Annotated in this window: 20 protein-coding genes; 8 read left to right on the top strand and 12 right to left on the bottom strand. The window is 61.1% G+C overall.

Features of this window, described 5'->3' with window-relative positions; all coding sequences use genetic code 11:
• Positions 1 to 23: 23 nt before the first annotated feature.
• Together treC and treP are read right to left on the bottom strand one after the other, a co-directional pair.
• Positions 24 to 1,670 carry an alpha,alpha-phosphotrehalase gene (gene treC, locus ACO77H_RS05225; RefSeq protein ID WP_170042962.1) on the bottom strand — a complete coding sequence of 549 codons (1,647 nt, stop codon included), beginning with the start codon at positions 1,668 to 1,670 and terminating at the stop codon, positions 24 to 26.
• Between the two features lie 119 nt (positions 1,671 to 1,789).
• On the bottom strand, positions 1,790 to 3,232 hold the full coding sequence (gene treP / locus ACO77H_RS05220) for a PTS system trehalose-specific EIIBC component (RefSeq protein WP_170042963.1): 1,443 nt from the start codon (positions 3,230 to 3,232) through the stop codon (positions 1,790 to 1,792).
• Positions 3,233 to 3,432: 200 nt separating this feature from the next.
• On the opposite strand from treP, the gene treR reads away from it, so the two are divergent.
• From treR to ACO77H_RS05200, 4 genes are all read left to right on the top strand, one after another.
• Complete coding sequence (treR, locus tag ACO77H_RS05215) at positions 3,433 to 4,137, top strand: trehalose operon repressor (RefSeq protein ID WP_169956677.1); 705 nt, start codon at positions 3,433 to 3,435, stop codon at positions 4,135 to 4,137.
• 64 nt (positions 4,138 to 4,201) lie between these two features.
• The gene (locus ACO77H_RS05210; protein WP_432755114.1) at positions 4,202 to 7,234 is read left to right on the top strand and encodes a dermonecrotic toxin domain-containing protein; all 3,033 of its coding nucleotides are present in this window, start codon (positions 4,202 to 4,204) and stop codon (positions 7,232 to 7,234) included.
• 118 nt (positions 7,235 to 7,352) lie between these two features.
• Positions 7,353 to 8,120: an APH(3')-II family aminoglycoside O-phosphotransferase gene (locus ACO77H_RS05205; protein ID WP_432755113.1), complete on the top strand. Its 768-nt coding sequence runs from the start codon at positions 7,353 to 7,355 to the stop codon at positions 8,118 to 8,120.
• Positions 8,121 to 8,208: 88 nt separating this feature from the next.
• Complete coding sequence (locus ACO77H_RS05200) at positions 8,209 to 8,520, top strand: hypothetical protein (RefSeq protein ID WP_432755112.1); 312 nt, start codon at positions 8,209 to 8,211, stop codon at positions 8,518 to 8,520.
• 325 nt (positions 8,521 to 8,845) lie between these two features.
• On the opposite strand, the gene guaA is transcribed toward ACO77H_RS05200, so the two are convergent.
• From guaA to ACO77H_RS05180, 4 genes are all read right to left on the bottom strand, one after another.
• Positions 8,846 to 10,423: a glutamine-hydrolyzing GMP synthase gene (guaA, locus tag ACO77H_RS05195; RefSeq protein WP_029298509.1), complete on the bottom strand. Its 1,578-nt coding sequence runs from the start codon at positions 10,421 to 10,423 to the stop codon at positions 8,846 to 8,848.
• Positions 10,424 to 10,504: 81 nt separating this feature from the next.
• On the bottom strand, positions 10,505 to 11,974 hold the full coding sequence (guaB, locus tag ACO77H_RS05190; RefSeq protein ID WP_016977684.1) for an IMP dehydrogenase: 1,470 nt from the start codon (positions 11,972 to 11,974) through the stop codon (positions 10,505 to 10,507).
• A gap of 186 nt (positions 11,975 to 12,160) precedes the next feature.
• The gene (locus ACO77H_RS05185; RefSeq protein WP_169956685.1) at positions 12,161 to 12,709 is read right to left on the bottom strand and encodes a sugar ABC transporter ATPase; all 549 of its coding nucleotides are present in this window, start codon (positions 12,707 to 12,709) and stop codon (positions 12,161 to 12,163) included.
• A 154-nt stretch (positions 12,710 to 12,863) separates the two neighbouring features.
• Complete coding sequence (locus ACO77H_RS05180; protein WP_170058295.1) at positions 12,864 to 13,631, bottom strand: sulfite exporter TauE/SafE family protein; 768 nt, start codon at positions 13,629 to 13,631, stop codon at positions 12,864 to 12,866.
• 99 nt (positions 13,632 to 13,730) lie between these two features.
• Between ACO77H_RS05180 and ACO77H_RS05175 the strand changes: the two genes are divergently transcribed.
• The 4 genes from ACO77H_RS05175 to leuA all read left to right on the top strand — a co-directional run bounded on the left by ACO77H_RS05175 (position 13,731) and on the right by leuA (position 18,918).
• Positions 13,731 to 14,621, top strand: a complete 891-nt coding sequence (locus ACO77H_RS05175; protein ID WP_432755111.1) for a LysR family transcriptional regulator — start codon at positions 13,731 to 13,733, stop codon at positions 14,619 to 14,621.
• A 30-nt stretch (positions 14,622 to 14,651) separates the two neighbouring features.
• Entirely contained in the window at positions 14,652 to 16,031 is a 1,380-nt protein-coding gene (xseA, locus tag ACO77H_RS05170; RefSeq protein WP_432755110.1) for an exodeoxyribonuclease VII large subunit, read from the top strand.
• Between the two features lie 3 nt (positions 16,032 to 16,034).
• A complete protein-coding gene (locus tag ACO77H_RS05165; protein WP_170042968.1) occupies positions 16,035 to 16,856 on the top strand; it encodes a M23 family metallopeptidase in 822 nt (273 codons plus the stop codon).
• Positions 16,857 to 17,238: 382 nt separating this feature from the next.
• Positions 17,239 to 18,918, top strand: a complete 1,680-nt coding sequence (gene leuA, locus ACO77H_RS05160; protein ID WP_169956696.1) for a 2-isopropylmalate synthase — start codon at positions 17,239 to 17,241, stop codon at positions 18,916 to 18,918.
• 172 nt (positions 18,919 to 19,090) lie between these two features.
• Here the strand turns inward: leuA and ACO77H_RS05155 are convergent, their stop codons facing one another.
• The 6 genes from ACO77H_RS05155 to hisS form a co-directional block, all read right to left on the bottom strand.
• A complete protein-coding gene (locus ACO77H_RS05155; RefSeq protein WP_432755109.1) occupies positions 19,091 to 19,882 on the bottom strand; it encodes an amidohydrolase in 792 nt (263 codons plus the stop codon).
• On the bottom strand, positions 19,870 to 21,018 hold the full coding sequence (locus tag ACO77H_RS05150) for a pyridoxal phosphate-dependent aminotransferase (RefSeq protein ID WP_432755108.1): 1,149 nt from the start codon (positions 21,016 to 21,018) through the stop codon (positions 19,870 to 19,872). Before ACO77H_RS05150 ends, ACO77H_RS05155 begins: the two co-directional genes overlap by 13 nt.
• Before the next feature lie 220 nt (positions 21,019 to 21,238).
• Complete coding sequence (gene der, locus ACO77H_RS05145; protein WP_057437955.1) at positions 21,239 to 22,708, bottom strand: ribosome biogenesis GTPase Der; 1,470 nt, start codon at positions 22,706 to 22,708, stop codon at positions 21,239 to 21,241.
• 134 nt (positions 22,709 to 22,842) lie between these two features.
• The gene (gene bamB / locus ACO77H_RS05140; RefSeq protein WP_032858293.1) at positions 22,843 to 23,994 is read right to left on the bottom strand and encodes an outer membrane protein assembly factor BamB; all 1,152 of its coding nucleotides are present in this window, start codon (positions 23,992 to 23,994) and stop codon (positions 22,843 to 22,845) included.
• On the bottom strand, positions 23,987 to 24,628 hold the full coding sequence (locus tag ACO77H_RS05135) for a YfgM family protein (protein WP_057437951.1): 642 nt from the start codon (positions 24,626 to 24,628) through the stop codon (positions 23,987 to 23,989). The genes bamB and ACO77H_RS05135 overlap by 8 nt, the downstream gene beginning before the upstream one ends.
• 41 nt (positions 24,629 to 24,669) lie before the next feature.
• Positions 24,670 to 25,959, bottom strand: coding sequence for a histidine--tRNA ligase (gene hisS / locus ACO77H_RS05130; protein WP_099169878.1), 1,290 nt, complete (start codon positions 25,957 to 25,959; stop codon positions 24,670 to 24,672).
• Positions 25,960 to 25,967: the final 8 nt, after the last annotated feature.

Genomic DNA, 25,967 nt, shown 5'->3' with positions numbered 1-25,967 from the left:
CCGGCTCCTGAAAAGGGGATGTTTCAGTCGGTCAGGTGCAGCACAAAAGACTCGTAAGGACGCAAGATGAGCGTGTCGGTGCGCACCGGGCAGTCGGGGTAGTTACTGATCAGCAGGCGTTGCGCGCTCGCCGAGCCAATCACGCTGTGAGGCAGTTGGATTTCGCAGGGCTGGCCGTAGAAGTTGTTCAGCACCAGCAGGCGTTCGCCATGGCCTTCGCGCAGGTACGCCCAGACCTTGTCGTGGTCCTGTAGCAGTTGGCGGTAAACCCCCTCCTGGATCAGCGGCTCAAGGCGCCGCAAAACGATCAAGGCCCGGTAGTGATGCAGCACCGAATCCGGGTCATCCAGCTGGCTCTGGACATTGATCTGCGCCGCATTGGCCGGGATGCCGATCCACGGTTCAGCGCGGCTGAAACCGGCATTGGCCTGGCTGTTCCACTGCATCGGCGTGCGCCCGTTGTCACGGGACTTCTGCATGATCGCGGCCATGCTCGAGGCCTCGGACTCACCGGCATCGCGCTTGAGGCGGTAGATGTTCAGGGTCTCGACATCACGGTACTGCTCGATGCTGTCAAAGCCCGGATTGGTCATGCCCAGCTCTTCGCCCTGGTACACAAACGGCGTGCCCTGCAGGAAGTGCAAAGCGGTGGCGAGCATCTTGGCCGAGACCACGCGGTGCTCGCCGTCATCGCCAAATCGCGAGACCACCCGCGGCTGGTCGTGGTTACACCAGAACAGCGCGTTCCAGCCGCCACCGGCCTGCATGCCCATTTGCCAGTCGGAAAGGATCTGCTTGAGCTGCAGGAAATCGAAGTCGGCGCGCACCCACTTTTGCAGGTTGGGGTAATCGACTTTCAGGTGATGAAAGTTGAAGGTCATCGACAGTTCTTTCGACTCAGGGCGAGAGTAGCGAATGCAGTGTTCCAGGCTGGTGGAGGACATCTCGCCGACGTTGATCAGCGCGTGGCCCTCGAACACTTCGCGGTGCATTTCCTGCAAGTACGCGTGCACGTTCGGGCCGTCGGTGTAGAAGCGCCGGCCGTCGCTGTTGTCTTCGGGGAAATCCGCCGGCTTGGAGATCAGGTTGATCACGTCCAGGCGAAAGCCGCCCACGCCCTTGTCACGCCAGAAGCGCATGAGTTTGTAGACCTCGGCGCGCACCTTGGGGTTGTCCCAATTGAGGTCGGCCTGGGTGTGGTCGAACAGGTGCAGGAAGTACTGGCCGGTCTGCGCCTCGTATTCCCAGGCCGAACCGCCGAACTTGGATTGCCAGTTGTTCGGCTGGTCGCGCCAGATGTAGAAGTCGCGGTACGGGTTGTCGAGGCTGCTGCGTGCCTGCTGGAACCACTCGTGCTCGATGGAGGTGTGGTTGACCACAATATCGAGCATCAGCTTGATGCCGCGCTTGGCCGCTTCGCTGATCAGCAGGTCGCAGTCGGCCATGGTCCCGTAGCTGGGGTCGATGGCGTAGTAGTCACTGATGTCGTAGCCGTTGTCGCGCTGGGGCGAGCGCAGGAACGGGGTGATCCACAGGTAATCGACGCCCAGCCACTGGAGGTAGTCGAGCTTGTCCACGATGCCCAGCAGGTCACCGGTGGCGTTACCCGCGTGGCTGTGGAAGCTTTTGGGGTAGATCTGGTAGATCACCGAGTGTTGCCAGTCTTGCATGGTGGGTTCCTTCAATTGAGTGTTGTAGCGGCCTTGCGGGCCTCATCGCGGGCAAGCCCGGCTCCCACAGTTGAAATGCATTCCTCTGTGGGAGCTGGCTTGCCTGCGATAGCGATCTATCAGGCGACGCGATAACCCGGCCGCACAATTTTCATGCTTAACCCACAGGTCAGAACAAACGGCACCACAATCGCGACGGCCATGCCGATCACAAAGCTTGGGATGTATTGCGGGATGATCGAGATAAACCCAGGCAAACCACCGACGCCGATGGCCGAGGCCTGGACCTTGTTCAGCGAGAGGAAAATGCTGCCCAGGGCCGAACCCAGCAACGCGGCATAGAACGGAAACTTGAAGCGCAGGTTGACCCCGAACATCGCCGGCTCCGTGATGCCGAAGTAGGCGGAAATCGCCGAGGTCGAGGCCATGCTTTTGTCTCGCGCATTGCGGCTCATGTAGAACACGCCAAGGGCTGCACTGCCCTGGGCCAGGTTGGACATGACGATCATCGGCCAGATAAACGTGCCACCCTGGGTCGAGATCAGTTGCAGGTCCACGGCAAGGAACATGTGGTGCATGCCGGTAATCACCAGCGGTGCATACAGCAGGCCGAAAATCGCCCCGCCCACCATTGGCGCCAGGTCAAACAGGGTGACCACGCCTTCGGTGATCAGGATGCCGAGGTGCCGGGTGACCGGGCCGATGATCGCCAGGGCCAGCACGCCGGTGACGACGATGGTGGTGATCGGCACGACAAGCAATTGAATGGCATTCGGCACCCGCGCCCGCAGCCATTTTTCAATCACGCTCATGACGTAGGCGGCCATCAGGATCGGCAGGATCTGGCCTTGATAGCCGACCTTCTCGATCTGGAACCAGCCCAGAATGTCGAAGTACGGCAGGCTCTGGCCGTCGAGCCCGGCCACCGCCTTGCCGTAGTTCCAGGCATTGAGCAGGTCCGGGTGGACTAGCATCAGGCCGAGCACGATGCCGAGGATTTCACTGCCACCAAAACGCTTGGCCGCCGACCAGCCCACCAGCGCCGGCAGGAACACAAACGAGGTGTTGGCCATCAGGTTGATCAGGCTCCACAGGCCATCCAGGTTCGGATAGGCCTCCAGCAGCGTCTGGCCCTCGATGAACATGCCCTTGGCGCCCATCAGGTTGTTGATGCCCATTAGCAGGCCGGCAATGATCAGCGCCGGCAGGATGGGCATGAACACATCGGAGAACACCCGCACCAGGCGCTGCATGGCGTTGGTCTTGTCGGCGCCCTTTTTCTTCACGTCGGCGATGGTGGCGGCGGCCAGGCCGGTCTGTTCGCGCAGGGCGGCGTAGACCTTTTCTACTTCGCCGGGGCCGATGACGATCTGGAACAGGCCGCCGGTGAAGAACGAGCCCTTGACCAGGTCGACCTGGTTCAACGCACTGGCGTTGACCAGGCTCGGGTCCTTGAGCGCCAGGCGCAGGCGCGTCACGCAGTGGGCCGCTTGCTCAAGGTTATCGCTGCCGCCGAGGTTCAGGAGAATCTCGCGGGCAATGTTGGAATAGTCGTGGCTCATGCTTGGTCTTCCACTTTAGATTCTTGTTATTGGCAGCACGCCGAGGGCAAAAGTACTCGTCTGTACGAGTTAAAGCAACAACTCGTCTGTACGAGTTGTAAAAATATTCGCCCAGCGCTTTCCAAGGGTCCAATGGACAAAGCCCACCTGTGCCACTAAGGTTCCTGCCTTGAACGCAAACGCGGCACAGAGCCCTCTCCATGAGTAAATACAACCAGATCTACACCGATCTGCTTGCCAGCATCACCACCGAACGCCTGCAACGCGGCACGCGCCTGCCTTCTGAAACCGAATTGATGCAGACCTACCAGGCCAGCCGTGGCACCGTGCGCCGGGCCATCGAGCAGTTGCAGGAGCGCGGGTTTGCGCAAAAAATCCACGGCAAGGGCACCTTCGTGCTGTCGCCCAACCCGATTGAGTTTCAACTGGGCGGCATCGTCAGCTTCCACGAAACCCACGCCGACCTGGGCGATGACGTACGCACCGAAGTGGTTGAGTTCACCCAACTCCCGCTGGAAGGTTCGCTGCTGCAACACATCGAGGCCGACCCCGGCACCCTGATCACCCGCATCAAGCGCGTGCGGCGCATTGGCGGCAAACGGGTGATCCTCGATATCAACCACTTCGTTGCCGAGCTGATCCCGGGCTTGGACCAGACGATTGCCGAACAGTCGATCTACGCCTTCATCGAACAAACCCTGCACCTGCAGATCAGCTACGCCCAGCGCACCATCGAAGCCCTGCCCCGCAGCAAGGACGACCAGGCGCACCTGGACCTCGACGGCCAGAGCCATGTGATCGTGGTGAGCAACCAGACGTTTTTGCAGGATGGGCGCCAGTTCGAGTACACCGAGTCGCGGCATACCCTGGATAAGTTCTACTTCTCCGATATCGCCCGGCGTTAATTATCTACCCACACCCACTCTGAAGCGCTTGGCATGCTCGCCTCCCCCCCTCAAGGAGAGCAGCATGCCACTTGCCGACACATCCCCCGCCGCCCAGCAACAACTTCGCGCCCTGGCCCCCGTGGTACTGGATGCCTGCCCGAACATGCAGGCGATGGCCATCGAGGCCGCCGGTGAAATCCTCACGAAACATGGCCTGGCGCACCTGGATCCCGATCAGGTGTACTGGCACCGCTTCAACCGCGGCACCGGTGATCCGGCGACCTTTACCGGCTGGAGCCATAACGAAAAACCCCAGGCATCGATGACCCTGACGCAGTTGGTCATGCACCGCTTCGAGGTGCATGACCAGGATAATGCCGACCTGCTCGACGGCGATGGCGGCTTCTACAGCGAGGGTGCCCAGGCGCGAGTGTTCGATCAGCACAACGAAGTGCAGCTGTCCGCCAGCGCCGTGCTCCATGATTTCTGGGCGATCAATTTCAGCGATCGCTACACCACGCGCGTGGAGCAATTCTGGAGTACCCACCACCACCATTTCCGCACCCTGGCCAAGGTCAATTGCCTGGCCCAGGCCCTGCAAGCGCGACAGGCCGGGCACCTCGACGAGGAGCAGTTGCAGAAGGTGATCAAGGCCCTTGCCGGCAACCTGGGCTGGCCGCCGACCCTGCCCGACCTGCAAGCCGAGGCAACCCCGGCAAGCGGGCTACGCGTGGCGGCACTGGATATTGGCGGGCATATCGCCACGGACATCCTGCGTATTGTCGATGGCGATGGTCGGCAAATCCTCTACGTGCCCGGCGAGGCCCAGGCCTTCCACTGCCTTGAAACGCCTGCCGACCTGCATTTCTGGCTGTTGAACCAGACCAACCGCGCCGATAACCGCGCGCGTTTCATGGCCCATTTCCCCTTGTCGGCCCAGGTCCAGCAGGACGACACCGACGCCGTGACCTGGAAGCAAATGCTGCTGACGCCCGTGCTGATCTACCGCACCGCCCAGGCCGTGGCCGGCACGCTGCCGCCAGACTGGGTGGACAAAGGCCTGAACCACCAACTCGACCAGCTGTTTATCGACTGGGGCACGTGGGACCACCACCTGATCAATCAAGCCGACCAGCCCCTCGACGGCGACGCCTTTACCTGGCTCGCACAATCGAGCCGTGCGCGCATGGACAACGATGCGCAGTTCTCCCTGCAGAGCAACGGCGACCTGCGCAAGAAGCTGTGGATCGGCTACCTGGCCGCCTTTGGCAAGACCTTCGGACCAATGGCCGTGGCAGGCTGGCCGGTGGCCCTGGTGGTGATGGGCGCCAGCGTGGCCAGTCTGGGCCTGAATATCGACCAGGCAATCAATGGCAAAACCCCGGCCGAACGCCGCGCGGGAGCGCTGGGCGCGGTCCTCAGTGCTATCGATGCGGTGTTCAACCTGACGCTGCTGAAGGCCGACGGCGTCATGCCGCAGATCGCCGAAACAGTCGATACCGTGGCGATTGAACACACTACGCCCGCCGTTATACCCATGTCGCCAGAACCGACCGTACCTGCCAGCTACCAAAGCAACCTGATCCTGGAAGGTGAAACCCTCAACACCGCACCCGGCAAGTTTCACCAGGTCTATACCCTCAAAACCTCCAGCGGCATGCCGCAGCACGCCATTATGCTCAACGATGAAGCCTATTACGTACGCTACGAAGCCGACCCCAACGGCCACGGTTTCTGGGCGATCGTCGACCCAAGTAACCCCCATGGCTTTTCCGGCTCGCTGCCAGTGCGCCTGAACGAACTCAACGAATGGGAACCCGTCAGCGCCAGCAAAGGGTTGAAAGGCGGTGGCGGCAACTCCAGCAAGGCCGCACACACGCCAGCGCCCTCCCCTAGCGAGGAACCGGTGACTGCCCCCGTCAACCCGCTGCGCCGGGTCACTACCCCCTTCGACACCCCGCCCTCGACCCGCACGCACATAAGAAAGTGGGTACTGGGCCTGCCTGAAACCCATGTTCAAAGCCGCTTTGGGCGCATCGACCGCTTCACGTATTACTTCGGCGTCACTCACGACAAACTGCTGCAATCGGCGAAAGACTTCTTTACCGAACTGCCCTGGAACCGACTTCCAGCGCGCCCGGACATCCCCGCGTTCGAGCCCACTACGCCCTTTGCCGAAATCATCGAGCGCCTGCCCGAAGACATACCCGGATACGTCATCGGTGAAACCCTGGACCGCATCGCCAGCACCCGCCTGGTGATCGACAACCTGCCCCTCTTCGCGCGCAAAGGTGTGAAGACCCTATATCTGCGCCGCCTGCTCAACGATTTTGTCCAGGATGACTTGAACCTCTATTCGCGCACCGGGGTGATGTCCGAAGACCTGGAAAGCTACCTGAACCGGCTGGGCACCGACCCGGCAGGCCAGTACAACGAGCTGGAGTTGGTCAAGACTGCCAGGGCCAATGGCATCCGCGTGCAGGCTCTGGACTGCGTCGCCCACTACAAGTACCCCAATCCCACCGCCAACCTTTCAGAGCAAGCGATGAGTAACTACCTCGCCCATACCATTATCCAGGCCGACCAGACCCTCAATGGCGGCGGCAAGTGGCTGGTGCTCACTGGCGCGCGAAACATCAATACCTTCAATGGCTTTGCCGGTATCAGTGAACTGCACGGCGGCATCGGACTGCGGGTCGAGGAGGTGCTTCCCGGGCAAGGCAGCGACATACGCATTGACCCCGGCATCGACATCGACCGCGACAGTGCACCTGCCCACGAACACGTCGGTGACAGCTTCGACACCTTGCATGCCGACCTGCGGGTGCAAGTGGAGGCCCCGCTGGTGCACAGGACCCTGGAGCAAAACCAGCGGTTGCTGTTTCGCAAGGGCATGTACCTGATCGATGCAAGCCAGGGCCGCTATACCCTGCTGCATCACAGCCGCGCCATGAGCGTCGTCCGCACCCCCATCAACCGATTGGCCGATGGTAGCTTCTCCATCGACCGGCCGGCCTGGCCCGGGGTACATAACGTGCACTTCGCGACCCTGGAAAAGCTGTCCAGCGCCCTCACCAATATGGGCTTGAACCTGCAATGCCGGCTGCCCGCTTGACGCCCCCCCGCGCGCCAGGCAGTAAAACGCCTGCCGCGCGGGGCGCCCATGACAAGCCGAGGCCAAACGTTGTTTAATCGGCGTTTGACAACGCTCAGGCGAGGACCGGGACAGCACCGTGAACATTCCAGAAAAGTGGCGTGAACAGTTCCCCCTCGCGCTCATCGAACAACAGGCCATCGGCGAGTCCCGGGCTGACGTGTTTCGACTGCGCAGGGACAACGGCCCAGACCTGTTCCTGAAAGCCGAGCCCCTGGTCGAACACGCCGAGCTTGCCGACGAAATCGAACGCCTGCACTGGCTGCAGCAACAGGGCTTGCCAGCGCCAGTGGTACTGGACCAAGTGCAGGAAAACCATCACCACTGGCTGCTGATGAGCGCCATGCCGGGACAGGACCTGGCCAGCAGCGCGCTTTCTGCCGCGCAGATCATCGACGTCCTGGCCACCGCCTTGCGCACATTGCACCAGGTTCCCGTGGCGCAATGCCCCTTCGATCACAACCTGGAACAGCGCATCACCGTCGCCCGGGAACACGTCGACGCCGGGTTGATTGATGGGACGGACTTCGACGATGAGCGACTGGGACGCAGCGTCCGCGATGTGTTTGCCGAACTCCTCGCGACACGGCCTGCCACCCATGACCTGGTAGTGACCCATGGCGATGCGTGCTTGCCAAACTTCATGGCGGCGGACGCGCACTTCAGCGGCTTCATCGACTGCGGCCGCCTGGGGGTCAGTGACCGCTATCAAGACCTGGCCCTGGCGGCACGCAGTGTCGAACGCAACCTGGGGCGGGAATGGGTAAGGCCGTTCTTTGAGCTGTATGGTGTGGAGCCTGATGAGCAGCGAATGGCTTTTTACTGCCTGTTGGATGAGTTTTTCTAATTGCTCCTGAGCAGCCCTCGACACTACCTCGACAAGCTCGCTGATACGACGCATCCGATATATGAGTCAAACCATGAGGAAGAACGCCATGCTCATCAAGAGCCTGTTGCTGAGTTTTTGCGCTGTGTTATTGGTTGGCTGCACGGGCCGGGGTTTTCAACCTCCGCCGCCGGAATTTACCAATTGGAAGAAAATCGGAGTGTCTGAAGAAGGCGTCAAGAGTGCTATGACCGCCTGCGGCTATACCAACCTGATAGGGACGGGGGACAGGACGCCGATTGACCAGGTACTCACGCGGTTTTATTGCATGAAAGACGCCGGTTTCAAGCGCACAGATAACATTGACCTGTGCAAGGAAGGCCGCCTCGGCGAATCACCGGTGTGCGAAGGCCGCCGGTAATCCATTGGGGGGGGTTGGTGGTAGTAGCGCTGGACAGTTGCGCCTTCTCGACCGCCATCACCGGGGAACCTGGCGAACCCTGATGCCAGTCAGTTAAGCGGATTCTGCTTTCTGTAGGAGCGAGCTTGCTCGCGAAGGACGTCAACGATAACGCGTGTTTGCTAGGTAAACGCGGCGCTCTCAAGTTCTTCGCAAGCAAGCTCGCTCCTACAAAAAGGCTTAACTGACGGGCATTAGGGCGAGCCCCAAAAAGCCAAAAGCCCGCAATTAAGCGGGCTTCAGGGTACTTTTTGCTAGAGGGTGCCGGACAATGCCGGACGCCCAATCATTCCCACTCAATCGTCGCCGGCGGCTTGCTCGACACGTCATACGTCACGCGCGAGATGCCTTCGATTTCATTGATGATACGGCCGCTGACAGTCTCCAGCAGTTCGTACGGCAGGTGTGCCCAACGGGCGGTCATGAAGTCGATGGTTTCTACGGCACGCAGGGCCACGACCCAGGCGTAGCGACGGCCATCGCCAACCACGCCAACCGATTTCACCGGCTGGAACACGACGAAGGCCTGGCTGACTTTGTGGTACCAGTCGGCCTTGCGCAGTTCTTCGATGAAGATGTGGTCGGCGCGACGCAGCAGGTCGGCGTATTCCTTCTTCACTTCACCGAGGATGCGCACGCCCAGGCCCGGGCCCGGGAATGGGTGGCGGTAGACCATGTCGTACGGCAGGCCCAGTTCCAGGCCCAGGCGACGGACTTCGTCCTTGAACAGTTCGCGCAGCGGTTCTACCAGCTTGAGGTTCATTTCCTCAGGCAGGCCACCCACGTTGTGGTGGGACTTGATCACGTGGGCCTTGCCGCTCTTGGCGCCGGCCGACTCGATCACGTCGGGGTAGATGGTGCCCTGGGCGAGGTACTTGATGTTGTCCAGTTTGTTGGACTGGGCATCGAAGACGTCGATGAAGGTGCGGCCGATGATCTTGCGCTTCTTCTCCGGGTCGGACTCGCCGGCCAGGTTGTTCAAGAACTGATCTTCGGCGTTGGCACGGATCACCTTGACGCCCATATTCTCGGCGAACATGGCCATCACTTGCTCGCCTTCGTGCAGGCGCAGCAGGCCGTTGTCGACGAACACGCAGGTCAGTTGGTCACCGATAGCCTTGTGCAGCAGCGCAGCAACCACGGAGGAGTCAACGCCGCCGGAAAGGCCGAGCAGGACGTTGTCGGTACCGACCTGGGCGCGCACGTTGGCGATGGCGTCTTCAGCGATTTTAGACGGGGTCCACAGGGCTTCACACTCGCAGATGTCGAGGATGAAGCGCGACAGGATGCGCCCGCCTTGCTTGGTGTGAGTCACTTCCGGGTGGAACTGCACGCCGTAGTAACGACGCTCGTCGCTGAACATGCCGGCGATCGGGCAGCTCGGGGTGCTGGCCAGGATGTGGAAGTCTTCCGGCATCCGGGTGACCTTGTCACCGTGGCTCATCCAGACATCGAGGCCGAACAGGCCGTCGGCGTCGACGTGATCTTCGATGCCGTCCAGCAGGCGGCTCTTGCCGACCACGTCGACACGGGCATAACCGAATTCACGCAGCTCGGAACCTTCAACCTTGCCGCCCAGTTGCTCGGCCATGGTCTGCATGCCGTAGCAGATACCAAATACCGGCACGCCCAGGTCGAATACCGCTTGTGGGCAGCGCGGGCTGTTGGCTTCGTGCACGGACTCGGGGCCACCGGCGAGGATGACGCCTTTAGGGGCGAATTCGCGGATCGCTTCGTCATCCATGTCGAACGGATGCAGTTCGCAGTACACGCCGATTTCACGCACGCGGCGGGCGATCAGCTGGGTGTACTGGGAACCGAAGTCGAGGATCAGGATGCGGTGGGCGTGAATGTCGAGGGCCATGAAGTCAGTCTCGTCTAATGAATCAGAAACAACTCGGGGCTGAAAGAACAGCCCCGGTTACTTAACGTTTTGCTGGAAGCCTCAACCTACGCGGTAGTTTGGCGCTTCCTTGGTGATCTGCACGTCGTGGACATGGGATTCAGCCATGCCGGCGCCGGTGATCCGTACGAACTCTGGCTTGGTGCGCATTTCTTCGATGTCGGCGCTGCCGGTGTAGCCCATCGAGGAACGCAGGCCGCCCATCAGTTGATGGATGATGGCGCTCAGGGTGCCTTTGTACGGCACACGGCCTTCGATGCCTTCCGGTACGAGCTTCTCGGCGCCTGCCGAGGAGTCCTGGAAGTAGCGGTCGGAAGAGCCTTGCGCCTGGGACATGGCGCCCAGCGAACCCATGCCACGGTAAGCCTTGTAGGAACGGCCCTGGAACAGTTCGATCTCGCCTGGCGCTTCTTCAGTGCCGGCAAACATCGAGCCCATCATCACGCAGGAAGCACCGGCCACGATGGCCTTGGACAGGTCACCGGAGAAACGGATGCCGCCGTCGGCGATCAACGGTACGCCAGTGCCTTCGAGGGCAGCGGCAACATTGGCGATGGCGCTGATTTGCGGCACGCCCACACCGGCGACGATCCGCGTGGTGCAGATTGAGCCAGGGCCGATACCGACCTTGACGGCGTCAGCGCCGGCTTCGGCCAGGGCCTTGGCGGCAGCGCCGGTGGCGATGTTGCCGCCGATCACCTGTACGTCAGGGAAGTTCTGCTTGACCCAGCGCACGCGGTCGATCACGCCTTTGGAGTGACCGTGGGCGGTGTCGACCACCACCACGTCAACCCCGGCAGCGACCAGGGCCGAAACGCGGTCGCCGGTGTCTTTACCGGTACCAACGGCGGCGCCAACGCGCAGACGACCTTGGTCATCCTTGCTGGCCAGCGGGTAAGCCTTGGCTTTTTCGATGTCGTTGACGGTCATCATGCCTTTGAGGGCGAATTTGTCGTCGACGATCAGCACGCGCTCGATGCGGTGCTTGTGCAGCAGTTCACGCACATCGTTCTTGTCGGCGCCTTCCTTGACAGTAACGAGGCGCTCTTTAGGCGTCATCACTTCACGGACGGTGACTTCAAGACGGTTTTCAAAGCGCACGTCACGGGAAGTGACGATGCCGACCAGGTCGCCATCGTGCAGCACTGGAACACCGGAGATGTTGTGCAGGCGGGTCAGGTCGAACAGGTCGCGCACGGTGGCGTCGGCTTCGATGGTGATCGGATCTTTCACCACGCCGGCTTCGTAACGCTTGACCTTGCGCACTTCGGCAGCTTGCTGCTCGATGGTCATGTTCTTGTGGATGATGCCGATGCCGCCTTCCTGAGCCATGGCGATTGCCAAACGGGCTTCAGTGACGGTGTCCATGGCAGCGGAAACCAGAGGAATATTCAGCTCGATGCCACGGGTTAGGCGGGTCTTGAGACTGACTTCGTTAGGAAGCACCTCGGAATAACCGGGCACTAGGAGAATGTCGTCGAATGTCAGAGCTTCTTGGCTGATACGCAGCATCGCGGGGGCTCCCGAGCGGGAAAATGGAAGCGCGTCATTATACTCAGACACCCCTCGGGCCTCAACGTAAAACTCTGACAAACTTGGTAATACTGATAGATGGGTAAAACCAGTCTCTGGTTTGGCGCACGGCCCAGGCTCCATCGCCGGCAAGCCGGCTCCTACAGGTAGGGGGCGGCAGTGGTTTTAGAGTTCGACTTTGACCCAACTGATTTTCTGATCGAGCCAATCGGCAAACTCGTCGATAAAGCTCTGCTTGAAGCCCGCTTCCGCCCAGTTGTTGAAGATAAAGCCCAGGTTGGAAAAGCCGCATTCCTGCAGGAACAGGAAACCGTTGATGTCATCTTCATGCCCACACAGCGGGCAGGTGAAGTTGTCGGTGTGGCCGGGCATCCAGTCTTCCAGGCTGTCGAACAGCGCTTCGCCAACTTCTTTAAGGCATTGCGGGCAGCCGGCTTCTTCGAGAAAACCCTTGGCGGGGGTATAGATGCAGCGTTTGTAGATGATTTCCAGGCCGTTGACCGGTTCGTTGAACGGCAGCGCCTCGGGGTGCAGCACCACCGCGCGGGCACCATCGGCCAGGGCATAGCCCATGCGGTTGCCGGTGCGCCCGCAGGTGGTCAGTTCTTCCTTGATGATGTTCTTGCGCACCAGCCAGCGCACGATGGCCCGGGCGCGGGGTTCGTGGACGGGCAAGGTGGAGATTTTCGGGACAAGGATGCTTTGGGAATTCATGGGAGTCCTGCGGTGTGGCGTCTGACGCCTTCGCGAGCAAGCCCGCTCCCATATTCGACTGCATTTCTCCTGTAGGAATGCAGTCGAATATGGGAGCGGGCTTGCTCGCGAAGAGGCCCTGAAGGCTGGCAGCTTAATCTCTGCCCCACACAGGTCAAGTACTCAAATACCGTCCAATCAAGGCAATGCCACTGGCCAGTACCAGCCACGTCACCAACCGCACAAACGCCTCGCGGGACATGCGCAGGGTCAATCGCCGCCCCGCCCACAGCCCCAGCGCCATCGCCGGCAGCAGGCACACGGCCAACATCAGCAGCGGCAACTCGGCATACACCCCGGCGATCAAAAACAGGCTCAGGCGTACCACCGTGCTCGCGCTGATCAACGCACTTTGGGTCGCTCGTGCCCCGTCCTTGGGCAGGCGGCTGTTCAGATAGATCGCATATAAAAAGCCGCCACTGCCAAACAAGGCACCAAACAGTCCGCCCACCACGCCCATCGGCACCGACCAGCCGGCAGCCAGGGCTGTGGGCTTGGCCCTTACCGTCAGGCTGTAGATGGCATAGGCGCTGATAAACAGGCCCATCAACAGCAGGAGCAGATCCGAATGCAGGTTGAGCAAGAAGATCACGCCGAGGGTGCAGCCAATCGCCATGCACGGCAGTAAGCGCAACAGCTCCGGCTTGACCACATCCCGCCGCGATTGCAGCAGGTTGCCAAAGGCCGCGACGAAATCCAGCAGCACCAGCAGCGGGATGATCTTCGACAGCGGCATAAACATAATCAGGATCGGCCCGGCCACCAGCGCCGTGCCAAAGCCGGCGATGCCAAACACGATATAAGCCAGGGCAATCCCCAGGCCGATTACCAGCCAGTCCACCGCCCCGAACGACCACTGCCCCATCAATTCAACCAGGCTCATGCAATATTCCTTGTCAGCGATGGCCCTCACTTTAGCCAAGCCGGTGAGTTGCGACTAATATCTTCCAGGCCCTCCACCCATCTCGAAAAGGCATGACTCGTGATTTCCACCCGGCAACTGCGTTACTTCGTTGAAATCGCCGAGAGCGGCAGCTTCAGCGCCGCCGCCGAGCGCCTGTTTGTCGCGCAATCGGCCCTCAGCCGGCAGATCAAGGAGCTGGAAATTATCCTGCAAACCCCGCTGTTCGAGCGCACCGCCCGCCAACCCAGGCTGACTGCCGCCGGCGAGGCGTTTTATCCACGGGCGCGCAACCTGCTGGGCGAGTTGCACAAGGCCAGTGAACTGGCGACCCAGGTCGGCCACGGCCAGCTCGGCACCCTGCGCCTGAGCCACTCCAGCACGGTGCCGATGAGTGGACGTGTACTGCGCGGGATCAGCGCCTGGCTGGAACAGGGCCCCGGGGTGTCGCTGGATATCGTCAAACTGTCCTCTGAAGCGCAGTTGGAAGACATTGCCGAGGGTCGCCTGGAGGTCGGCCTGCTGCGCCTGCCGGTGCTGCGCCAGCGCGAGGGGGTACGCATCCTGCCTTTATATAAGGAGCCGCTGCTGCTGGCAGTCCCGCCAGGCCATCCGTTGGCCGGGCATTCCTCGGCCATTGAGCTGGCGCAGTTGCAGGACCAAGTCTTTATCTCGATCCCCCATCCGCAACGCGGCGGCCTGAGTTACCTGTCAGCCGAGTTGTGCATGCGCGCCGGATTTTTCCCCAAGGCGGCGCGGGTGATGTCGCGCAAGACCACCCAATTGCAACTGATCCAGGCGGGGTTTGGCATTGCCCTGCTGCCCGAGTCGATGCGCGATATCGCCCCGGCCAACATTCACTTCCTGCCCCTGACCGACCCCGACTGCCACAGCACTGTGGCCCTGGCCTGTGCGCAGGCGCCGAGCGCGCTGGTTGCGCAGTTCTGTCAAACACTGGGCGAATGCCTATAAACTGCCGCCCATGACTAAAGATCGCCTCTCATGATTAAAGACCCGTTTGCCCGCCTGGGCCTGGACCGCGAAGTCCTGACTGTCAGCCAGCTCAACGGCCGCGCGCGGGTGTTGCTGGAGGACGTGTTCACCAATATCTGGGTCGAGGGCGAGATCTCCAACCTCGCCCGCCCGGCCTCCGGCCATGTGTATTTCACCCTCAAGGACAGTGGCGCGCAGGTGCGTTGTGCACTGTTTCGCAATAACGCTGCGCGGGTGCGCCAGGCGTTGAAGGATGGCCTGGCGGTCAAGGTGCGCGGCAAGGTCTCGCTGTTCGAGGGGCGTGGCGACTATCAGTTGATTCTCGACACTGTGGAGCCGGCCGGTGATGGTGCGCTGCGCCTGGCCTTCGATGCACTGAAGGAAAAACTCAGCGCCGAAGGCTTGTTCAGCGCCGAGCGCAAAGTGCCACTGCCGGCCCACCCGCGGCGCATCGGCATTATCAGCTCACCTACGGGCGCGGTGATTCGCGACATCATCAGTGTGTTCGGCCGCCGCGCGCCGAATGTGCAACTGACCCTGATCCCCACCGCCGTGCAGGGCCGCGAGGCCGTGGCGCAGATTGTCCGCGCCCTCAAGTTGGCCGATGCCCGTGGTTTTGATGCACTGATCCTGGCCCGTGGTGGTGGCTCGCTGGAAGACCTCTGGTGCTTCAACGAAGAAGCCGTGGCGCGGGCCATCGATGCCTGTGTCACGCCTATCGTCAGTGCCGTGGGTCATGAGACCGATGTGTCCATCAGCGACTTCGTGGCCGACGTACGCGCGCCCACGCCGTCGGCGGCTGCTGAGCTGCTGGCGCCGGATGCGAGCAACCTGGTGCGTCAGGTCGAAAGCCTGCATCGCCGGCTGGTGATGCTGATGCGCAATCGCCTGACCCACGACCGCCTGCGCCTGGAAGGCATGGCCCGGCGCCTGCGCCACCCCGGTGAGCGCCTGCGCCAGCAGGCCCAGCGCCTGGATGACCTGGATATGCGCCTGCGCCGCGCGTTCGAGCGCAGCCTCAATACCCGCCGCGAACGCCTGATCCGCCTGGAAACCCGCCTGGCCGGCCAGCATCCGGGGCGGCAATTGGCGCTACTGCGCCAAAGGCTGGACAGCCTCGCCGAACGCCTGCCCCGGGCCATGCGCGAAGGCCTCAAGGCGCACCGCCTGCAACTGCAAAGCCAGGTGCAGACGTTGCAGGTGGTCAGCCCGCTGGCGACCTTGGGCCGTGGCTACAGCATCCTGCTGGACGAGCGCGGCCAGGCCATTCGCAATGCCGCACAAACCCACACCGGCCAGCGCCTGACCGCGCGTCTCGGTGAAGGCCAATTGCAAGTGCGGGTGGAAGACAACCACCTGACACCCGTCACCCTTTCATTACTGGATTGATTGATGCCTCGTCTATTTAGCCTGTTGATGTTGCTGTGCCTGACCTTCAATGCCCACGCCGACAGCTACATCACCCGCACTCTTAACAAGCCGGTGCCTGGCGGTGTGGCCGTGGTCGACCTGGGCCCTGGAGCCGCCGCGCCGAAAGCCACTTACCAAGGCAAACCGGTGCTGGTGGTCAAGGAACAGGACAACTGGCTGGCGATTGTCGGCATCCCGTTGACGGTCAAGCCCGGTAACGAGCGGATCAGCAGTGGCGGGCGCACCCTGCCGTTTATCGTTGGTTTCAAGAAGTATCCGGAACAGCGCATCACCCTGAAGAATAAAAGCCAGGTCAACCCTGAGCCGGCGCAACTCAAGCGCATCGAGGGCGAGTTGGCGGTGCAGCTCAAGGCTTACCGCAGCTTCAGCCCGAACCTGCCGAGCAACCTGGTGCTGGACAAGCCGGTGAATGGTCCGCTGTCGAGCAGGTTCGGCGTGCGCCGCTTCTTCAACGGTGAAGAGCGCAACCCGCACTCGGGCCTGGACTTCGCGGTGCCTGCCGGCACGCCGATCAAGACGCCGGCCAATGGCAAGGTGATCCTGGTGGGTAATTACTTCTTCAACGGCAACACGGTGTTCGTCGACCACGGCCAGGGCTTTATCAGCATGTTCTGCCATATGTCGAAGATTGACGTGAAGGTGGGCCAGCAATTGGTGCGAGGGGCGGTGGTCGGCAAGGTCGGGGCGACTGGCCGGGCGACCGGGCCGCATATGCACTGGAATATCAGCTTGAATGATGCGCGGGTGGATCCGGCGATCTTTATTGGCGCGTTCCAACCTTGATGTGATCGTTGAGCTTACTGGCGCCATCGCGGGCTTGCATGCGAGGGCGCCCGATCAGTCGCCACTGATTGCGCATCTGGAAACCCTAACGCAAATAGAACAAAGCCTCCCGACTTTTTCCACAATAAAATCTCGTTTCCTACAGCAATAGCAGAACTTCTCTCAATTTTTTCCGACTGCTTGCCATCTTTCACCCCGGCGGTTAGGGTTGAGCTTATGAAAACCTCTCACACCCTCATTCAGCTCCGCCAGCACCGCAGCCTGTGCCTCGTCAGCGCACGACTGCCAGGCTGAATCGATCTGCCTCGTCCCCGATTTGCATCCCTAATAAACGCTTTCTGGCAGGCCGCCTCTTCTCGGCCCTACAACAAGGATTCTTCTGATGAGCATGCTCAAAGACCCGTCTTCGAAATACCGCGCGTTCCCGACCATTGATATCCCGGACCGCACCTGGCCATCCAAGACCATCACCACCGCGCCGATCTGGTGCAGCTCCGACTTGCGCGACGGTAACCAGTCGCTGATCGAGCCCATGGATGCGGTGAAAAAACTGCGTTTCTGGAAAACCCTGGTCGCGGTGGGCGTGAAAGAGATCGAAGCCTCGTTCCCGGCCGCGTCGCAAACCGACTTCGACTTCGTGCGCACCCTGATCGAAGACAACCACATCCCCGAGGACACCACCATCCAGGTGCTGACCCAAGGCCGTGAAGACTTGATCGCCCGTACCTTCGAATCCCTGCGCGGTGCCAAGAAAGCCATCGTGCACTTGTACAACGCCACTTCGCCGTCGTTCCGCCGTATCGTGTTCAACCAGGACAAGGATGGGATCAAGGCCATCGCAGTCGACGCAGCCAAGCTGTTCGTCAAGTACGCTGCCCAGCAGCCGGAAACCCAGTGGACCTTCGAGTACTCCCCGGAGACCTTCAGCGCTACTGAACTGGAATTCGCCAAGGAAGTGTGTGACGCGGTGATCGAGGTGTGGAACCCGACGCCCGAGCACAAGATGATCCTCAACCTGCCGGCCACCGTGGAATGCGCCACGCCGAATATCTATGCCGACCAGATCGAGTGGTTCGGTCGCCATATCAACCGTCGTGACAGCGTGATCATCAGCCTGCACACCCACAACGACCGTGGCACCGGTGTTGCAGCGACCGAACTGGGCCTGATGGCCGGCGCCGATCGTGTCGAAGGCTGCCTGTTCGGCAACGGCGAGCGTACCGGTAACGTCGACCTCGTCACCGTGGCGTTGAACCTCTACACCCAGGGCGTGAACCCTGAGCTGGACTTCTCCGACATCGACGGCGTGCGCAAAGTGGTCGAGGAATGCAACCAGATCCCGGTCCACCCGCGTCACCCGTATGTTGGCGACCTGGTCCACACCGCGTTCTCCGGCTCGCACCAGGACGCGATCCGCAAGGGCTTCGCCCAGCAGAAACCGGACACCTTGTGGGAAGTACCGTACTTGCCAATCGACCCGGCCGACATTGGCCGCAGCTACGAGGCGGTGATCCGCGTCAACAGCCAGTCGGGCAAGGGCGGCATCGCCTACTTGCTGGAGCAGGAATACGGCATCAGCTTGCCACGCCGCATGCAGATCGAGTTCAGCCAGGTGGTACAGGCCGAGACCGATCGCGTGGGCCTGGAAATGACCGCCGCGCAGATCCACGCATTGTTGCAGCGTGAATACCTGCAGGCCAACACCCCGTACGCGTTGGTCAGCCACCGCTTGCAGGAAGAGAACGGCAACAGCTCGGTAGAAGTTGAAGTGTCCGGCAAAGGTCAGGGCGAAACCAACCTGCGCTGGCACGGCAAGGGCAATGGCGCGCTGGAAGCGCTGGTGGCCGGCCTGCCGATTGGGGTTGAGATCATGGACTACAACGAGCACGCGATTGGCGCGGGTACTAACGCCAAGGCTGCCGCTTACATTGAACTGCGCGTGAACGGCGAGCGTCCGGTGCACGGTGTGGGGATTGATGAAAACATCACCACGGCCAGCTTCAAGGCGGTGTTCAGCGCGCTGAACCGTTCGTTGAGCCAGCTGGAAGCGAAAGCGGCGTAACTGCCTGCTGGAATGCAAAGGCCCCTGGGTGAGAACCCAGGGGCCTTTTTTATTTGTGGTTGTGGTGGTGCTGATGGCCTTATCGCGGGCAAGCCCGCTCCCACATTGCAATGCAGTCCCCTGTAGGAGCGGGCTTGCCCGCGATAGCTACCTCACTGGCAACGGGCTCCTGTCAGACAAACTGGAAGCTATCGGCATCCAGATTCGCCGGAAATCGCGTGCGGTACTCCGCCAATTGCGCCGCCTCCAGGCACACCTGGAACACCCCGTCCGCCTCCCCCGCGCTCAGCAGGCTTTCACCCTGGAAGTCCAGGACCTGGCTGTCCCCGGTGTAGGCAAAACCCTTGCCATCCGTCCCCACCCGATTCACCGCCGCCACATAGCACAGGTTTTCGATGGCCCGGGCCGGCAACAGGCGGTTCCAGTGCTGGCGCCGCGCCCCCGGCCAGTTGGCGGTGTACAGCAGCAGGTCGGTGTCCTGGGCGTCCCGGCTCCACACCGGGAAGCGCAGGTCGTAGCAGATCAGCGGGCGTATCCGCCAACCCTTGAGCTCGAACTGCACCTGACGCTCGCCAGGCGTGTAGTGATTGTGCTCGCCGGCCATGCGAAACAGGTGGCGCTTATCGTAGTGCAACACCTCGCCATCGGGCCGCGCCCACAAAAGGCGGTTACGGTGACTGCCATCGGCGGCCTGGATGATCACGCTGCCGGTAATCACCGCGTTGTGCTTATGTGCCTGAGCCTTGAGCCATTCATGGGTCGGGCCGTTTTCGGCTTCGGCTAGCAGTTGGGATTCCATGGAAAAGCCGGTGGTGAACATTTCCGGCAGCAAGATCAGGTCGGCGCCCGCGGTCTGCTCCAGCAGCAACTCGAAATGCTCCAGGTTGGCCTGGCGGTCATGCCAGGCCAGGGTGGTCTGTACCAGGGCGATATTCAGGTCGGGTAAAGCACTTAGATCATGCATAGTTTCTCGGCTGCTTGGCGCAACGTCTCCTCGCGTTTGGCAAAGCACAGGCGCACCAGGCGCTGGCCTTGGGGTGGGGTCCGATAGAACACCGAGACCGGAATTGTCGCCACGCCATGCTCGCGGGTCATCCACAGCGACATGGCCACGTCATCCAGGTCCGGGCGAATCTGTGAGTAATCCACCAGTTGAAAGTAAGTACCGGCCACCCGCGTAAAACTGAAACGCGAGGGGGCCAGCAGATCGCAGAACAGGTCGCGCTTGGCCTGATAAAAGGCTGGCAGTTCCTCGACATGTTCCGGGTGCTCGGCCATAAAGTCGGCCAGGGCGAACTGCAACGGCGTCACACCGCAGAAGCTGACGTATTGATGTACCTTGCGCAGCTCGGCGCTCAAGGCCGCTGGGGCCACCACGTAGCCGGTCTTCCAGCCGGTGACGTGGTAGGTCTTGCCAAAGGAGCTGACCACGAACGCGCGCTGATACAGCTCTTCGTGGGCCAGGACGCTGACGTGGGGCACGCCATCGAAAACCAGGTGTTCGTAGACTTCATCGCTGACCAGGTAGATATCGCGGTCGCGGATCAGCTCGGCCAATTGGTCCAGCTCGGCGCGGCTGATCAGGGCGCCGCTGGGGTTGTGCGGGGTGTTGAGGATGATCATCCGCGTACGCGGTGACAGCGCCGCCTCGATCTGCTCGAAATCCAGGCTGAAGTCCGTCAGCCCCAACTGCACATGCACGCAACGCCCACCGGCCAGCTCCACCGCAGGTTCGTAGCTGTCGTAGCACGGGTCGAAGACAATCACTTCATCACCGCTGCGGATCACCGCCTGGATCGCACAGAAGATCGCCTGGGTGGCGCCGGGTGTGATGGTCACTTCGCTGTCGGGACTGACCTGCACGCCATAGCTGCGGGCGATCTTGGCCGCCACTTGCTGGCGCAGGGCCGGTAGGCCGGTCATCGGCGCGTATTGGTTATGGCCGCTGGCAACGTGTTTGCCCACCGCGTCGAGCAAGGCCTGGGGGCCATTGAAGTCGGGAAATCCCTGGGACAGGTTCAACGCGCCGGTTTCGGCAGCGAGTTGCGACATGGTGGTGAAAATGGTGGTGCCGACATTTGGCAGCTTGCTGGTGATCATTCGGTGGGCCCCTGGCGGTGAGTTACAAGTTGTAAGCTGCAAGCGCCGAAGGGTCAATCGTGAGGCACAAAAAAGGGCTCGTTCAGAGCCCCTTCTTGGGTAACGCCTAACTTACATAAGAGCTGGCTTGCCTGGGATGGCGCTGGGTCAGTCAGCACATCGGTGTCTGACCTGTCGCTATCGCGGGTAAGCCTGCTCCCACACAAGCCTGCTCCCAGAGCTAGCGGCGATCTTTACGCTTTTTGTCAGCCTTCTTGTTGTGGCTCATCAAGCGACGTTTCTTGTTCACTTGGCGGTCAGTCAGGCTGTTCTTGTTGCCTTCGTACGGGTTTTCACCACCTTTGAACTCGATGCGGATCGGTGTACCGACCAGCTTCAGGACACGGCGGTAGGTGTTTTCCAGGTAACGCACGTAGGACTTGGGCACCTTCTCGATCTGGTTACCGTGGATCACGATAATCGGCGGGTTGGCACCACCCAAGTGGGCGTAACGCAGCTTGATCCGACGGTTGTTGACCATCGGTGGCGCGTGTTCGCCCACGGCGTCTTCGAGGATCTGGGTCAGACGGTTGGTCGGCCAGCGGGTGACCGCCGACTTGAACGAGTTCTGTACCGAAGCGTAGAGGTTGCCCACGCCAGTGCCGTGCAGCGCCGAGATAAAGTGGATATCGGCGAAGTCGACGAAGAACAACCGACGTTGCAGCTCGACCTTGACGAAGTCGCGCTCGCTCGGGGTCATGCCGTCCCATTTGTTAATCGCGATCACCAATGCCCGACCGGCCTCCAGGGCAAAGCCCAGCAGGTTGAGGTCGTGGTCGACCACGCCTTCGCGGGCGTCCATGACGAAAATCACCACGTTGGCGTCTTTGATCGCCTGCAGGGTTTTGACCACCGAGAACTTTTCAACTTCCTCGTGGATCTTGCCGCGCTTGCGCACACCGGCGGTGTCGATCAGCGTGTACTTCTCGTCGTTACGCTCGAACGGGATGTAGATACTGTCGCGGGTGGTGCCGGGCTGGTCATAGACGATTACCCGGTCTTCACCGAGCATGCGGTTGACCAGGGTCGACTTGCCCACGTTGGGGCGGCCGATGATGGCGATCTTGATCCCGTCTTTTTCACTCGGGCCAGGAATGCGCTTGGCTTCCTCGCCTTCGGCGACGATCTCTTCTTCACCTTCAACTTCTTCGGCGTCATCCTTGGGGAAGTCGCGCAGGGCGATTTCCAACATCTGGGTGATGCCGCGACCGTGGGCACCGGCGACAGGAATCGCGTCACCCAGGCCCATCGGGCTGAATTCGGCACGGGCCGCCTCAGGATCGATGTTGTCGATCTTGTTGGCGATCAAATAGGAGCGCTTGTTACGCTTGCGCAAGTGCTCGCCGATCATTTGGTCGGCAGCGGTGTAGCCCGCGCGGGCGTCCACCAGGAACAACACGACATCGGCTTCTTCAATGGCCAGCAGCGACTGCTCGGCCATCTTTTCGTCCATGCCATGCTCGTCACCGGAGATACCACCGGTGTCGACAATAATGTAGGAGCGCCCTTGCCACTTTGCCTCACCGTATTGGCGATCACGGGTCAGACCGGACAAGTCGCCGACGATGGCGTCGCGAGTCCTGGTCAGGCGGTTGAACAAGGTGGACTTGCCGACGTTAGGTCGGCCCACCAGGGCGATTACGGGAACCATGCGGCTCTCCACTGCGTTATTTCAGAAAATACAAAAGCCGCTGCAAGGCAGCGGCTGGTGCTCGGGGCAACACCCGAAGGTGCCGCATGCCCTGCCGAAGCAGGGCCGCCTGGGGGTTACCCCAAGCATAGTTCTTACTTGATGGTCAGGGCTTCCAGCTTGCCGCTGTTACCAAACACATAAAGCATGTTGCCTACTACCAGCGGACGCGCACGCAGGCCGTCGCTGTCGATACGCTCACGGCCGACAAAGCGGCCATCCACCTGGCTCAGCAGGTGCAGGTAACCTTCCAGGTCGCCTACCGCTACATAGCTGGAGAATACTTCCGGAGCCGACAGTTGACGGCGAGCCAACGAGTCGTTGCTCCACAGGGCTGTGGTGGAACGTTCGTCGACGCTTTCAACGGTACCGGATGCCAGGCTCACGTAGACGCTGCCAAACCCTTGGGCGACACCGGCGTAGCTGGAAGCATCACGCTGCCAGAGGACACGACCGCTTTGCAGGTCCAGCGCCGCGACACGGCCCTGGTAAGTGGCGACGTAGAGGGTTTCGCCCGACAGCAGCAAGCCGCCGTCGATGTCCACGACACGGTCCAGCTCGGAGCGACCTTGCGGAATGGCGACCCGCGATTCCCAGGCCGGCACGCCGTTCTGGGTATCCAGGGCGACCACTTTACCGGTCGAAAGACCTGCCAGCGCCAGGTTATTGGTCACAACCGGACCACTGGTACCGCGCAACGTCAACACCGCTGGGGTGCTGTCATACAGCCAGCGCTGCTCACCGGTGTTGGCGTCGAGGCCGATGACACGGTCATCCTGGGTCTGCACCACGACGATGTCGCCGTTGGTGGCAGGCGGTGCGAGGACTTCACTGGTCACGCGAGCGCGCCATTTCTCTTCACCGTTGCTCGAATCCAGGGCCACGACTTCGCCTTTCAGCGTGCCGATCATCACCATGCCGTAACCCACGCCGACGGCGCCGGAAACCGGGAGCTCGAGGTCTTTCTTCCACTTGACGTCGCCGTTCATGCGATCCATGGAGATCACCACGCCCGTCACGTCAGCGGCCACAATGTTGTCACCGTCGATTGCCGGTACCAGCATGTTGTAGGTGTCGCCCTGGCCGTCACCGATGGAGCGGCTCCACTGCTTTTGCAGGACCACTTCTTCCTTGAAGCTGGTCAGCTCGGCCGGAGGCAGTTCTTTTTTGCTGTTGCTGCTGCAACCCGCGGCCAAAACGGCCAGAGCCAGCAATGCTGCATGTTTCCAACGGATCACGTCACGCATCCCCTTTGGCCAAGTCGTCCAGCTTGATTTGTAAGCCACCGACCGCTGCTTCATCAGACAGCGCAGCCTTGGCTTTTTGGTACGCAGCATTGGCTTCGTCGGTACGACCCAATTGGACCAGCAGGTCGCCCTTGAGCTCTTCGCGAGTGGCTACAAATGCCTTGTCAGCATCGCCGTCGAGCAGTTTCAGTGCTTCGTCGGCTTTGTTCTGTGCGGCCAGGACTTGGGCCAGGCGCTGACGTGCGATTTCACCCAGGGTCGGGTTGCTCGGTTTGTCGGCGATGGCTTTGAGCTCGGAGGCTGCATCATCCAGCTTACCGGTATCGACCGCGACTTTCGCGACGAACAGGCTGCCGTATTGGGCGTAGGTGCTACCACCAAATTCGTTTTTCAGCTTGCCGGCCAGGTCCGCCACTTGGGCAGGATCAGGCTTGCCAGTGGGCGTCAGCGTGGTTTCCAGCAGTTGCTGATAGAGCATCGAGGCGCCTTGCGACTGATTGCCCTGATACTTCTGGAACGCCTGCCAACCGAACACCACCACCAGCGCCAGCAGGCCGCCAGTTACCAAGGGTTTGCCGTTACGCTGCCACCAGTCTTTGAACTCGGCCAGCTGATCATCTTCAGTACTCGACACCCCAATACTCCTTAATCGCTAAATTCGGCTGTTTGACAGCTTCAACCCTGCACGATGCAGGTGGCCAAGTGCGCGGCAAGCGCATCAAAGGCAATGCTTTGTTGTTCGCCCTGGCCACGCAGGGGTTTGACACTTACCACTTGCTGGGCCAGTTCATCGTCGCCCAGGATCAGCGCGTACAACGCGCCGCTCTTGTCGGCTTTCTTAAATTGGCTCTTGAAACTGCCAGCGCCGGCATTGACCAGCAGGCGCAGGCTCGGCAGTTGGTCGCGCAGCTGCTCGCTCAAGGCCAGGCCAGCCAATTCAGCTGCCTCGCCAAAGGCGCACAGGTACACGTCCACCTGACGGGAAATTTCTTCAGGGATCTGCTCCAGGGTTTCCAGCAGCAGGATCAGCCGCTCGATGCCCATGGCAAAACCCACGCCCGTGGTCGGCTTGCCGCCCATCTGCTCGACCAGGCCGTCGTAGCGCCCACCGGCACACACGGTGCCCTGGGCGCCGAGCTTGTCGGTGACCCACTCGAACACGGTCTTGCTGTAGTAATCGAGGCCGCGCACCAACTTGGGGTTGATCACGTAGGGAATACCGGCCGCATCCAGGCGAGCCTTGAGGCCCTCGAAGTGGGTGCGGGATTCGTCATCCAGGTAGTCTGCCATTTTCGGCGCGTCGACCAGCACGGCCTGGGTGTCGGCGTTCTTGGTATCGAGGACGCGCAACGGGTTGGTCTTCAGGCGACGCTGGCTGTCTTCATCGAGCTTGTCCAGGTGGGCCGACAGATACTCGACCAGGGCCTCACGGTAACGGCCACGGGACTCACTGGTGCCCAGGCTGTTGAGCTCGAGCTTGACCGCGTCGCGGATGCCCAATTGGCCCCACAGGCGCCAGGTCAGCACGATCAACTCGGCGTCGATGTCCGGACCATCTAGGTTGAAGACTTCGCAACCAATCTGGTGGAATTGGCGATAACGGCCTTTTTGTGGGCGCTCGTGGCGGAACATCGGGCCGATGTACCACAGCTTCTGGGTCTGGCCACCACCGGTGATGCCATGCTCAAGCACAGCGCGCACGCACGCAGCGGTACCTTCCGGACGCAGGGTCAGGGAGTCGCCGTTGCGATCTTCGAAGGTGTACATCTCTTTTTCGACGATGTCGGTCACTTCACCGATGGAGCGTTTGAACAGCTCGGTGAACTCGACGATTGGCATGCGGATCTGCTTGTAACCGTAGTTATCCAGCAGGCGCGCGACCGTGCTCTCGAAATAGCGCCACAGGGGCGTCTGCTCGGGCAGGATGTCGTTCATGCCACGAATGGCTTGCAGAGACTTGCTCACATCAAATC

Source organism: Pseudomonas sp. WMBT8 (genome assembly GCF_050916005.1).
Lineage (GTDB): Bacteria > Pseudomonadota > Gammaproteobacteria > Pseudomonadales > Pseudomonadaceae > Aquipseudomonas.
Note: the sequence above shows the minus strand (reverse complement) of the source record. Positions and strands in the feature narration are given on the sequence as shown.

What these genes read in the sequence shown, in the direction of transcription:
- treC (WP_170042962.1), bottom strand. Translation starts at nt 1,670, where the DNA reads ATGCAAGACTGGCAACACTCGGTGATCTACCAGATCTACCCCAAAAGC.
- treP (WP_170042963.1), bottom strand. Translation starts at nt 3,232, where the DNA reads ATGAGCCACGACTATTCCAACATTGCCCGCGAGATTCTCCTGAACCTC.
- treR (WP_169956677.1), top strand. Translation starts at nt 3,433, where the DNA reads ATGAGTAAATACAACCAGATCTACACCGATCTGCTTGCCAGCATCACC.
- ACO77H_RS05210 (WP_432755114.1), top strand. Translation starts at nt 4,202, where the DNA reads ATGCCACTTGCCGACACATCCCCCGCCGCCCAGCAACAACTTCGCGCC.
- ACO77H_RS05200 (WP_432755112.1), top strand. Translation starts at nt 8,209, where the DNA reads ATGCTCATCAAGAGCCTGTTGCTGAGTTTTTGCGCTGTGTTATTGGTT.
- guaA (WP_029298509.1), bottom strand. Translation starts at nt 10,423, where the DNA reads ATGGCCCTCGACATTCACGCCCACCGCATCCTGATCCTCGACTTCGGT.
- guaB (WP_016977684.1), bottom strand. Translation starts at nt 11,974, where the DNA reads ATGCTGCGTATCAGCCAAGAAGCTCTGACATTCGACGACATTCTCCTA.
- ACO77H_RS05185 (WP_169956685.1), bottom strand. Translation starts at nt 12,709, where the DNA reads ATGAATTCCCAAAGCATCCTTGTCCCGAAAATCTCCACCTTGCCCGTC.
- ACO77H_RS05180 (WP_170058295.1), bottom strand. Translation starts at nt 13,631, where the DNA reads ATGAGCCTGGTTGAATTGATGGGGCAGTGGTCGTTCGGGGCGGTGGAC.
- xseA (WP_432755110.1), top strand. Translation starts at nt 14,652, where the DNA reads ATGATTAAAGACCCGTTTGCCCGCCTGGGCCTGGACCGCGAAGTCCTG.
- ACO77H_RS05165 (WP_170042968.1), top strand. Translation starts at nt 16,035, where the DNA reads ATGCCTCGTCTATTTAGCCTGTTGATGTTGCTGTGCCTGACCTTCAAT.
- leuA (WP_169956696.1), top strand. Translation starts at nt 17,239, where the DNA reads ATGAGCATGCTCAAAGACCCGTCTTCGAAATACCGCGCGTTCCCGACC.
- ACO77H_RS05155 (WP_432755109.1), bottom strand. Translation starts at nt 19,882, where the DNA reads ATGCATGATCTAAGTGCTTTACCCGACCTGAATATCGCCCTGGTACAG.
- ACO77H_RS05150 (WP_432755108.1), bottom strand. Translation starts at nt 21,018, where the DNA reads ATGATCACCAGCAAGCTGCCAAATGTCGGCACCACCATTTTCACCACC.
- der (WP_057437955.1), bottom strand. Translation starts at nt 22,708, where the DNA reads ATGGTTCCCGTAATCGCCCTGGTGGGCCGACCTAACGTCGGCAAGTCC.
- bamB (WP_032858293.1), bottom strand. Translation starts at nt 23,994, where the DNA reads ATGCGTGACGTGATCCGTTGGAAACATGCAGCATTGCTGGCTCTGGCC.